Consider the following 11904-nt stretch of genomic DNA (forward strand, 5'->3'; position numbering starts at 1 on the left):
ATTTAATTATATAAATAATATATTATTTAAGTATAATTATAGGTATTTGTAAAAACAAGAAGAAATAACATAATGTCAGAAAATGACAAAAACAAGTTTAAAAAATTTTTTTCTTGGTTTCGTTTTAAAAAAAAAACTGATAAAAAAAACAAATCAAATCAGCATATTTCAAAAAAAGATATAATTTCAAAGAAGAAATCTTTAGATTTATGTTCTTCATCTGTAAGTAAAAATACTGTATTTGACAAACAAGATAAGGAATCGTTAAAACTTGATAAATTAAATGTTAAATGTTTCGAAAATAAAAAATCTTCTATAAATATTAAAAATCAAGGAAAATTTTCTCGATTAGTACAAAAATTATCAAAAACTAAAGAACAATTGGGATTTAGAATTCATAGTTTATTCTTTAAACAAGTTATAAAAGATTCTTTTTTTGAAGATATTTTTGAACAACTTATAATTTCTGATATTGGTTTAGAAACTACCAATGAATTAATTAATAGTTTAAAAAATGCAATATATTGTCAAAATTTAAAAGATAAAAAAATAGTATTATTGACTTTAAAAAAAATTATGATTGATATTTTAAAAAAAGTTGAAAAACCATTAAAAATAACACATAAAAAACCATTTTTTATATTAGTAACAGGTATTAATGGGGTAGGAAAAACATCAATTATTGGAAAGTTAGCTCATAAATTTAAAAGTCAAGGAAAGTCAGTCATGTTAGCAGCAGGTGATACATTTCGGGCAGCAGCTGTTGATCAATTAAAATTTTTTGGAGAAAAGAGTTTAATTCCAGTGATATTTCAGAAATGTGGAACAGACCCCGCTTCTGTGATTTTTAACGCATTTCAAGTAGCGAGATCAAAAAATATTGATATTTTAATAGCAGACACTTCGGGAAGATTACATAATAAAAGTAATTTAATGGAAGAATTAAAAAAAATTAAAAGAGTTATAAAAAAAATAGATATCTCAGCACCTGATGAAACAATTTTAGTATTAGATGCATGCATAGGTCAAAATTCAATAAATCAAGCTAAAATTTTTAAAGAAGCATTAGACGTTACTGGGTTAGTAATCACTAAATTAGATGGAACTTCTAAAGGGGGAGTAATTTTTTCTATAGCAAAAAATCTCTCTATTCCTATCAGATACATTAGTTTCGGGGAAAAAATATCAGATATAGATCACTTTAATAGTAAAAATTTTGTAAATGCCATTTTTTCTGAAAACATTTAGTTTTATTCAAAATTTAGGAGATTTTTTAAAATATTATAAAACCGATATATTTGAATTTAACCTTTATTGTTTAGTTTTTTAATAAATTATATGTATAAAATTATATATTACATAATAAATTATATTCTTTTAGTATGTGGATTACAAATGATTAAAAATAAAAAGATATTATCAGTAGTTTCATTAGGAAATTTAGAATCATACATAAAAGTTGCTAATTCTTGTCCAATATTATCTTTGAAAGAAGAACAATCGCTTTCAAAACGATTATATTATAAAAGTGATTTAGAAGCAGCTAAAATATTAATTTTATCTCATTTAAGATTTGTAATTCATATTTCTAGAAATTATACAGGGTACGGATTATTACAATCTGATTTAATACAAGAAGGAAATATTGGTTTAATGAAAGCAGTACGTCGCTTTAATCCAGAAGTAGGAGTAAGATTAGTATCTTTTGCTATACATTGGATTAAATCTGAAATTCATGAGTATATACTAAGAAATTGGCGTATTGTAAAAGTAGCTACTACAAAACCACAGAGAAAATTATTTTTTAATTTGCGTAAAACGAAAAAGAAATTAGGATGGTTTAACAAGAGCGAATTAGATCTTATAGCAAATGAATTAGGAGTAAAACAAAAAGATGTTAGAGAGATGGAATCTCGTATGTCAGCACAAGATGTAGCTTTACATCCTTTTTTGAATAATCATGTAAAAGGAGATAAATGTGTTAATTCAACTTTTTATCTAAAAGACAAGTTATCTAATTTTGCTAATACAGTGGAAGAAAAGAACTGGGATTCGTATACTTTTAATAAATTAAACAGTGCTCTTTTAAGATTAGATGAAAGGAGTCGTTATATTATTAATACGAGATGGTTAAATGAAAGAAGTAAAATTACTTTAAAAGAAATTGCTAATAGTTATGGTATTTCTGCAGAAAGAGTTCGACAATTAGAAAAAAATGCGATGAAAAAATTGCGAATCGCCATAGAAACATAAAATTTTAATTTAGAATACAATCTTTTTGTATTTTAAATGAATTTTATGTTAATTCTAACAGATTGATGTTTATAATTTTGCTTTTTTATTCTACCGTAACTGATTTTGCTAAATTTCTAGGTTGATCTATGTTTTTTTCTTTCATTAAGGCAGTATAATACGCTAATAGTTGTATAGGAATAGAATAAAAAATAGGAGAAATTAAATTTTCTACATACGGTAATCTAATTATATTTTTATTAGTGTTAAATTCAGCATTTAAATCTGAAAATATATAAGTTAAACCTTTTCTAACATGAATTTCCTCTATATTTAATTGTATTTTTTTTAATAAATGATTGTTAGGAGCAATGATTATAACTGGTATATTAGAATCTATCAGAGCTAAAGGGCCATGTTTTAACTCTCCTATAGAATATCCTTCTGCATGAATATAAGAAATTTCTTTCATTTTTAATGCTCCTTCCATGGCAATGGGATATAATTCACCTTTTCCTAAAAAAATAATATTTTTTCTATTAAATATTTTTTTTGCTAAGGAATGAATGATGTTTTTATATTTTAATGCTTCTTCTAATCTTTCTGGAAGCACATTAAGTGTATTTATTATTTTTTCTTCTAATTTTAAATTACTTCTTTTTAAGCTGATTAATTTAGTAACTAACATTAGTAAAATAGTTAATTGTGCAGTAAATGCTTTAGTAGATGCTACACCTATTTCTATTCCGGCATGAGTAAGTAATGAAAAATCTGATTCATATACTAAAGATGAATTGTTTGAATTACATATGGCTAATGATCCTAAATATTTAAAATTTTTTGAAATTCTTAAAGCCGTTAAACTATCAGCAGTTTCTCCAGATTGAGATAGTATTAATAACAAACTATTTTTTCTTACTACGAATTTTCTATAACAAAATTCTGAAGCAATTTCAACATCACATGATATCATAGCAAGCGATTCAAACCAGTATCTCGATACTAATCCGGCATAATATGATGTTCCACATGCTACAATATGAATGTGTTCGGTTTTAAATAGTATTTTTTCAGCATGTGAGTTTAACTCTGAAAAATAAATTTTTTTATTTTTAGTTAATCTATTTAAAATAGTATTCCGTATTGAATGAGGTTGTTCATGTATTTCTTTTTCCATGTAATGTCTAAATATTCCTTTATGTATATTATCTGATTTAATTTTAAGATATTTAATTTTTCTTGTTTTTAACATTCCATCTTTATCAAAAATAGTAACATTATAATGCTTTAATATTGCAATATCTCCATCGTGTAAATATATAAAATGTTTTGTAATTTTTGATAAAGCTAGTTGATCTGATGCAACATAGTTTTCTTTATCTCCTATTCCTATTATTAGAGGATTTCCTAATCGTACTGCTATTAATATATTAGGGTTATTTGCATCCATAACTACTATGCTATAATTTCCTTTTAATTGTTGAATAACATTTTGAATAATTTTAATAAAACTATCCTTTTTATTTATAATTTGAGTAAAATGAATTAAATGAGCAATTACTTCTGTATCAGTATTAGAAGAAAAATGATATCCTTTTTTTTTTAAATATATTTTTATGTTTTTATAGTTTTCGATTATTCCATTATGTACGACAGAAATGTTATTAGATATTTGGGGATGTGCATTTTTTACTAATGCTTTTCCATGTGTAGCCCATCTGGTATGCGCCATTCCTATTTTTCCATTTAAATTGTTTTTTTCAATAATTTTTATTAAATTATAAACTTTTCCTTTAGCTCGGAAGCGTAAAATTTTTTTGTTTTTATTAATAATAGCTAACCCAGAAGAATCATATCCTCTATATTCTAATTGTATTATTCCTTCTTTTAATATTGATATAATATTCCTTTGAGCGATAGCAGCGATAATTCCACACATTTTATACCCTATAATTAAAATTTATAATTTTTAAAGTTTTTTTTTTTGTATTTCTTTTTTTTTGTTGTAAACTAAGCTAAATTTATTAACATTTTTTGTAACTGTAGTCCCTGCTGCAATAACAGTGTGATGTGAAATGGTAATAGGAGCAATTAACTGGCAATTTGATCCGATAAAAACATTGTCTCCTATAATAGTATTAAACTTATTTTTTCCGTTATAATTACAAAAAATAGTTCCTGCTCCTATGTTAACGTGTTTTCCAACTTTAGAATTTCCTAAATAACTTAAATGTTTTGCTTTTGATTTACAATCTATTGTAGTTTCTTTAGTTTCGACAAAATTTCCTATTTGAACGTGATTGTTTAGCACTGTTCCACTTCTCAAATGAGAAAAGGGGCCAATGATACAATTATTTTTAATAATTGTTTTTTCAATAATAGTATATGCTTTAATGTAACAATTATCTCCAATTTGGCTATTTTTTATAATACACCCGGGTCCAATTTTTACGCAATTTCCTAATATAATAGTTCCTTTTAAAATTACTCCAGTGTCAATTTCTATATTTTTTCCATATTTTACTGTTCCTCGAATATGAAAGTTTTTTGGATCATGTAGTGTAACACCTGACAATAATAAATTATTAATTTTTTTTTGTTGATATAGTTCTTTAGCTATTGATAATTGAAGTTTATTGTTTATACCTTGTATTTCATGTATATGAACAGGATTAACAGAATGTATTATATTTTTATTTTTGTAAGCAATATAAATAATATCAGTAATATAGTATTCGTTGTTTGCATTTTTATTTTTTATTTTCTTCGTCCAATCTTTTAAATTTTTTCCGGTAGTAATAAAAATTCCAGAATTTATTTCGCGAATTTTTAGTTGTTTTTGGGTAGCGTCTTTACATTCCACAATTTTTATTATTTTTCCATTTTTTCTAATGATTCTTCCAAAATCGTTAGAATTTTTTAATTTAGCTGTTAATAAACTAATTGATGATTTTTTTTTAGATAATATTAATTTTTTTAGAGATTCATTAGATATTAATGGCATATCTCCGTAAAGAATTAAATAATTTTCGTCATTTTTTATAATGTTTGTCATTTGACATACAGCATGTCCTGTACCTAAAATTCTATTTTGTTTTATCCAAATTAATGTGGGATCAGTAATAATAGATTTGAGTAATTTATATTTGCTATTATAAATTAAGTAAATATTTTTTGAATTAATAGATTTTGCTAAATTTACAACATGTTGTATTATAGGTTTATCTCCTAACATATGAAGAACTTTAGGATAATTAGAACGCATTCTTCTTCCTTTTCCGGCAGCGAGAATGATAACATTTATATTTTTTTTTGACATATATTTGCTCTTGATTTTATTTTAATATTCAGTTGTAAGCTGCTTTTTAGATATTACATTTTAAAGGAATAAAATATTTAACGTCTTATTTTATCTGATTATATAGATTTAATATCTTTTATATTTAAATATTATTCATTAACAATTAGTATACATTAAGGTTTCTATGTATTATGATATTATTTCGATTGATCTTGATGGAACGCTTTTGTCTCCAGACAGTCATGTAAGTGAGTATACGAAAAATGTTATTAGAATTTTATCTAGTAAAGGAGTATATTTTGTAATAGCAACAGGTAGACATCATGTTGAAGCGAATATAATTAAAAATATTTTAAATATTCCAGCATTTTTAATTACTTCTAATGGAGCAAGAGTATATGATCAATCTGGTTCTCTAATATATAGTTGTGATATAAACGAAGACATAGTATTAAATTTAGTACGTTCATTTTTTTTCGAAAAAGATATATTAATTCAATTATATTCTCATGAAAATTGGTATGTTAATAATGTTTGTCATAGCAATGTAAATTTTTATTCGTTTTTAGGATTTCAATATAAGTTATTTGATTGCATATCTCCAATATATCAAAATATTAGTAAAATATTTTTTACTAGTAAAAATATTGAAAAATTATTGTTTTTAAAAAAGAAAATTTTAAGTAGATTTAATGGTTCTATAAATATTAGTTTTTCTAGTTTGTATTGTGTAGAAGTGATGTCTAGTAAAGTTTCTAAAGGGAATGCTTTGAAGATTATTTTAAATTTATTAAAATCATCATCTAAAAAGTGCTTATCTTTTGGTAATTCTATGAATGATAAAGAGATGTTAGAATTTTCTGAAAAAGGATGTATTATGAAAAATAGTGATTATTTTCTTAAAAAATCTCTTTCTCAGTTTGAAGTGATTGGAAATAATATAGAAGATGGAGTAGCAAAATACTTAAAAAAAACTTTTAAAATTAATTTAAAAAATTAAAGTAGTTATTTATTTTTTATAATAAAATGTTTTAAGAAGTTTACTGTTACAATTTAATTATAACATACATGCAAATGTATTAAGAGATTATACATATATGTTATATTCGGAGTTTATTAAATGAAAGTTTTTAGTCATATATTAGGTTTTCCTAGGATTGGTGTGAATCGAGAATTAAAAATTGCACAAGAGAGTTATTGGTCTGGTAAAATTTCTCAAGATCAGTTGTTATCGGTTGGAAAAAGTTTGAGAAAAAAACATTGGAAGCAGCAATTTGAAAACGGTATAGATTTCATTTCTGTGGGTGATTTTGCTTGGTATGATCATGTATTAGGAATGACTATGTTGTTAGGAAATATTCCAGAAAGACATCAATGTAAAAATGGTACTATCACTTTAGATACTTTATTTCATATTGCACGTGGTAATTCTATTAAAAATACATTAATACCTGCTTCAGATATGACAAAATGGTTTGATACTAATTATCATTATATTGTTCCTGAATTTACGCGTAATTCAAATTTTAGCTTATCTTGGATTCAATTATTAGAAGAAATTGACGAAGCACTCTTATTAGGTTATCAAGTTAAGCCAATTATTTTAGGTCCATTAACATATTTATGGTTAGGAAAAATTAAAGGTACTCATTTTGAAAAGTTAAGTTTATTAAAAAAAATTATTCCAGTATATCAAAATCTTTTATTAGAGTTAAAAAAAAGAAATATTTTGTGGGTGCAAATAGATGAGCCAATTTTAGTTTTAGAATTACCAGAAGCATGGAAAAAATCTTTTTATTTTGTTTATGAAAGTTTGTTAGGTTACAGTAAAATATTATTAGCTACGTATTTTGGAAGTATTAATCACAATCTTGATGTAATTTGTAAATTGCCTGTACAAGGTCTGCATATAGATCTAGTATCTGGAAAATGTAATTTATCTTTGTTAAATTCGCAAATTTCTGAAGATTGGGTATTATCGTTAGGTATGATAAATGGAAGAAATATTTGGCGTACAAATTTGTCTCAATGGTTTAAAAAATTATCAGAATTTTTAATTTTTAGGAATAAGGTGTGGATAGCTTCTTCTTGTTCATTGCTACATTCCCCTGTAGATGTTAAGTATGAATTATCTTTAGATAAGAAGACCAAGAGCTGGTTTGCTTTTGCTATACAAAAATGTCAAGAATTACGTTTGTTAAAAGACGCGTTAAATAACAATATTATAACTGAAATAGATTTATGGAGTCATCCTGTCCATTTTCGCTCTCAATTCAGTATCAAGAATGATACTTTAATAAAAGATAAATCAAGTAAATTTTTATCACAAGACGATAATAAAAGAAGACATCCTTATTCTATTAGATCAAAAAAACAAAAAATAAAATTGAGCTTACCAATTTTACCTATTACTACAATCGGATCTTTTCCTCAAACAAAAGAAATAAGAAAACTTAGATTTAATTTTAAAAAAGGAAATATAAGTTATGAAGAATATAAAAATGTGTTATGTAAACATATAAGATCAGTTATTTCTTTTCAAGAAAATTTAGGAATAGATGTTTTAACTCACGGTGAATTTGAAAGAAATGACATGGTAGAATATTTTAGTGAACACTTAAATGGTTTTGTATTTACACAAAATGGATGGGTTCAAAGTTATGGTTCAAGATGTGTAAAACCTCCTATTATCGTAGGAGATATTAGTCGATCTAAATCTATTACTACAAAATGGATTACATATGCACAATCTTTAACTAATAAACCAGTAAAAGGTATGTTAACTGGCCCTATAACTATTTTATGTTGGTCTTTTTTGAGAGAAGATGTGTCAAAAGAAAATATAGCTAAACAAATCGCTATAGCTTTGCGAGATGAAGTGTTAGAGTTAGAGAAAAAAGGAATAAATATTATTCAAATTGACGAACCAGCTTTAAGAGAAGGATTGCCTTTACGAAATAGTTTATGGAATCAATATTTATCTTGGGCTATTGAAGCTTTTCGATTAACGTATTTAGGTGTTAAAGATGAAACTCAAATTCACACGCACATGTGTTATTGTGAGTTTAATGATATTATGGATGCGATTGTTTTGTTAGATGTAGATGTTATCACTATTGAAACGTCTCGATCTGATATGGAATTGTTAGAATTTTTTAAAGATTTTAAATATCCTAATGGAATTGGTCCAGGTATATATGATGTGCATTCGCCATCTGTACCGAGTATTGAGTGGATGACCGAATTATTAAAAAAAGCTATTAATTACATTCCAATAAGTAGATTATGGGTGAATCCAGATTGTGGATTAAAAACAAGAGATTGGGAAACTACTCAGTTATCGTTGCAAAATATGGTTAAAGCAGCTAAAATTATTAGGAACGATTATAATTAATAATATGACTAAAAAGACGATGTTTGAAAACATCGTCTTTTTAGTCATATTATTAATTATAATCGTTCCTAATAATTTTTTATATGTTTTGTTAAAGAGTTATAAAAAAATAGGTTTCTTTTATATTAAGAATTATGTTCTTATACTATATTTATATTTACGTTTTATTAACATAAATAATTATTAATTTTGAGTCTAAACGTTTAATGATATTTTAAATATATGTTTAAGTATATTTTGTATTTTAATTTTAAATATAATGTTGTGTTAAATAAAAGATTTAATTATTTATGTTAATAAACATTAAATCTTATTCAATATTTTGACTTTGTTCTCTAATTTGTTCAATTAATACTTTAATTTCTATTACTGATGAATGAATATCGAAATTTGAAGATTTGGAAGATAATGTATTAATTTCTCGATTTAGTTCTTGCATAATAAAATCTAATTTTCTTCCGATAGGTTTATTGTTATCTAATATGGAAAAAGTTTTTAAAATATGCATATCTATTCTGTCTAATTCTTCTGAAATGTCAGTTTTTTGTATTATAAAAAATAATTCTTGATTTAGTCTATTTTGATCAATATCAATTTTTAATTCTTCTATTTTTTCTAAAATTCTTTTTTTTTGATGGTGTTTTATTTTAGTAATATTACTTCTTATAATATTTATATTATGTTTTATAAAAAATAGTTTTTCTTCTATTAGTTTTTTAAGGTGATTACCTTCGTTTTTTCTAAAGTTTAATAGTTTCTTAATGGTTTTTTGAAATAATTTTAAAATTTCAGAAGATATTTTATCTATATTGCTATTTTTTAAATTAATTACTCCTGGCCAATTCAATAAATCGATAATGTTTATTATTCCATCGGGTGCTTTTAATTTTATATATTCGATATACTTCATTAGTTGTTTAATTAAAGTTATATTAATAGAGTGAGTAGAGATAGTATATTTATTCATTTCAAATTGTAAACTACATTCTATTTTACCTCTATTTAAGTTAGATCTAATATATTGACGTAATAAAGGTTCTAATTCTCTAAATTCTTCTGACAATCTAAAATTTGTTTCTAAATAACGATGATTAAAAGAACGAATTTCGAAAGTAGCACATCCCCATGTTTTACTAATTTTTCCTTTTGCATATCCTGTCATACTATATGTCACAGCTTAACTCCGTTAAAATTAGCATGAAAAATTTGGTTTTATATATTTTGCATATTAATGGTTTAACATTTAATGTTTGAAATATCTAATTTGTGTAAAAATCATAGAAATATTATAGTTATTAACTTCTGAAATTATTTCTTGATCTCTAATTGACCCTCCTGGTTGAATTATGCAAGATACACCTTGTTTAGAAATTACGTTGATACTATCTTTAAACGGAAAAAAAGCATCTGATGCTACAACAGATTGTGTTAAATCTATTTTATTATGATTAGCTTTTATTGTAGCAATTTTTACAGCGTCTATTCTACTAGTTTGTCCTGCTCCAATACTAATTACCTTTAAATTTTTTACATATACTATAGCATTGGATTTTAAGTATTTTACAACTTTCAACGCAAATAGGGCATCTTTCATTTCCTGTATATTAGGTATTTTTTTGCTAACTATTTTCCATTTTTTTTCTTTTATATCATTGTAAGAGTTTGTTTGTACTAAGAAGTGATTATTAAAAGACTTAATGTTTAGTACATTGTTATTAATATTTTGATTAAAATATTTTAATATTCGTATATTGTTTTTTTTAGAAAGTATTTTTAAGGATGATTTAGTAATTTTTGGAGCTATAATTAATTCTGCAAATTGTTGATTTATTATTGTTTCTGCTATTTTTTCGTTAAGTCTTCTATTAAAAGCAATTATTCCTCCAAATGCTGAAATAGGATCTGATTTATATGCAGATAAATAAGCATGATAGCAATTTTTTGAAATAGCTACTCCACAAGGATTGTTGTGTTTAACTATAACACATGCTGGTTTTTTAAATTCTTGTACGCAAGACACAGCAACGTTAAAATCAGACACGTTATTATAAGAAAGAGTTTTTCCTTGAATTTGAACGAAATTGTGATTTTTAAATGAATTGACATATAATCCTGCTTTTTGATGTATATTTTCTCCATAAGCTAAATTTTGTTTTTTTTTAAGTGTGATGTTTAGATATTTTGGAAAATAATTATGTTTACTATGTTTGATTGCGTTTTGTAAACAAGAAAAATAATTAGCTATGTTGCAATCATATTCTAAAATATATTGAAACGCGGAATAAGCTAATTTTAAGCGTGTTTTATATGAGATTTTATTTTTAAAATTTATTTCTTTAATAACATTATTGTAATCTTTGATTTGAGTTATAACAGCAATATGATGATAATTTTTTATAGCAGCACGAACTATAGTGGGTCCTCCAATATCAATTGATTCAATTATATCTTGATAATTTGAGTTTTTATTTTTTAATGTTTTCAAAAATGGATAAAAATTTACAATGATTAAGTCCATTTTAATTATTTTATAGTAATTTAACAGATCTTGATCATGTGGTAGTCGTGCTAAAACACCAGAGTATATTTTATGGTGTAATGTCTTTACTCTTCCAGAAATAATTTCAGGAATTTTAGTGTATTCAGAAATATCTGTAGATTTAATTCCAACATCTTGTAATATTTTTTTTGTTCCAGAAGTAGTAAACAAATTAATTTTTTTTTGCGTAAGTGCTTTAGAAAATTCTATAATTCCGGTTTTATCAAATACGCTAATTAGTACATTTTTTATTGTTATATTTTTTTTCATATTTATGATTTTAAATTTAATTATATTGATATAATACTTTAATTTTTAAATTTTTAATAAATAAAAAAATATATTAAAAATATAATATAACTATATAATAATTATTATTAATTAATTTTAATGTTTTAAAGATTGCTTGATTTTTGTGTTTAATGATATTTTTAAAAT

8 protein-coding genes are annotated in these 11904 nt (G+C 24.1%); 4 read left to right on the forward strand and 4 right to left on the reverse strand.

Features of this window, described 5'->3' with window-relative positions; translation table 11 throughout:
* The first annotated feature begins 72 nt into the window (after positions 1-72).
* Both ftsY and rpoH read left to right on the forward strand, forming a co-directional pair.
* Positions 73-1248: a signal recognition particle-docking protein FtsY gene (gene ftsY / locus U0T63_00115; GenBank protein XBC39262.1), complete on the forward strand. Its 1176-nt coding sequence runs from the start codon at positions 73-75 to the stop codon at positions 1246-1248.
* A 147-nt stretch (positions 1249-1395) separates the two neighbouring features.
* The gene (gene rpoH / locus U0T63_00120; GenBank protein XBC39263.1) at positions 1396-2253 is read left to right on the forward strand and encodes an RNA polymerase sigma factor RpoH; all 858 of its coding nucleotides are present in this window, start codon (positions 1396-1398) and stop codon (positions 2251-2253) included.
* An 85-nt stretch (positions 2254-2338) separates the two neighbouring features.
* Here the strand turns inward: rpoH and glmS are convergent, their stop codons facing one another.
* Both glmS and glmU read right to left on the reverse strand, forming a co-directional pair.
* Positions 2339-4171, reverse strand: a complete 1833-nt coding sequence (gene glmS, locus U0T63_00125; protein ID XBC39264.1) for a glutamine--fructose-6-phosphate transaminase (isomerizing) — start codon at positions 4169-4171, stop codon at positions 2339-2341.
* A 30-nt stretch (positions 4172-4201) separates the two neighbouring features.
* Positions 4202-5551, reverse strand: coding sequence for a bifunctional UDP-N-acetylglucosamine diphosphorylase/glucosamine-1-phosphate N-acetyltransferase GlmU (gene glmU, locus U0T63_00130; protein ID XBC39265.1), 1350 nt, complete (start codon positions 5549-5551; stop codon positions 4202-4204).
* 166 nt (positions 5552-5717) lie between these two features.
* Between glmU and U0T63_00135 the strand changes: the two genes are divergently transcribed.
* A complete protein-coding gene (locus U0T63_00135; GenBank protein ID XBC39266.1) occupies positions 5718-6533 on the forward strand; it encodes a Cof-type HAD-IIB family hydrolase in 816 nt (271 codons plus the stop codon).
* Between the two features lie 120 nt (positions 6534-6653).
* Positions 6654-8927, forward strand: a complete 2274-nt coding sequence (gene metE, locus U0T63_00140; GenBank protein ID XBC39267.1) for a 5-methyltetrahydropteroyltriglutamate--homocysteine S-methyltransferase — start codon at positions 6654-6656, stop codon at positions 8925-8927.
* Positions 8928-9237: 310 nt separating this feature from the next.
* Here the strand turns inward: metE and U0T63_00145 are convergent, their stop codons facing one another.
* Together U0T63_00145 and purH are read right to left on the reverse strand one after the other, a co-directional pair.
* Positions 9238-10101: a YicC/YloC family endoribonuclease gene (locus tag U0T63_00145; GenBank protein ID XBC39268.1), complete on the reverse strand. Its 864-nt coding sequence runs from the start codon at positions 10099-10101 to the stop codon at positions 9238-9240.
* A 69-nt stretch (positions 10102-10170) separates the two neighbouring features.
* Complete coding sequence (purH, locus tag U0T63_00150; GenBank protein ID XBC39269.1) at positions 10171-11736, reverse strand: bifunctional phosphoribosylaminoimidazolecarboxamide formyltransferase/IMP cyclohydrolase; 1566 nt, start codon at positions 11734-11736, stop codon at positions 10171-10173.
* Between the last annotated feature and the right edge of the window lie 168 nt (positions 11737-11904).

Source organism: Buchnera aphidicola (Nurudea shiraii), from assembly GCA_039829955.1.
GTDB lineage: Bacteria > Pseudomonadota > Gammaproteobacteria > Enterobacterales > Enterobacteriaceae > Buchnera_B > Buchnera_B aphidicola_AY.

Coding starts and splice junctions, on each gene's coding strand:
- U0T63_00135 (XBC39266.1), top strand. CDS start 5,718: ATGTATTATGATATTATTTCGATTGATCTTGATGGAACGCTTTTGTCT.
- metE (XBC39267.1), top strand. CDS start 6,654: ATGAAAGTTTTTAGTCATATATTAGGTTTTCCTAGGATTGGTGTGAAT.
- purH (XBC39269.1), bottom strand. CDS start 11,736: ATGAAAAAAAATATAACAATAAAAAATGTACTAATTAGCGTATTTGAT.
- glmS (XBC39264.1), bottom strand. CDS start 4,171: ATGTGTGGAATTATCGCTGCTATCGCTCAAAGGAATATTATATCAATA.
- glmU (XBC39265.1), bottom strand. CDS start 5,551: ATGTCAAAAAAAAATATAAATGTTATCATTCTCGCTGCCGGAAAAGGA.
- rpoH (XBC39263.1), top strand. CDS start 1,396: ATGATTAAAAATAAAAAGATATTATCAGTAGTTTCATTAGGAAATTTA.
- ftsY (XBC39262.1), top strand. CDS start 73: ATGTCAGAAAATGACAAAAACAAGTTTAAAAAATTTTTTTCTTGGTTT.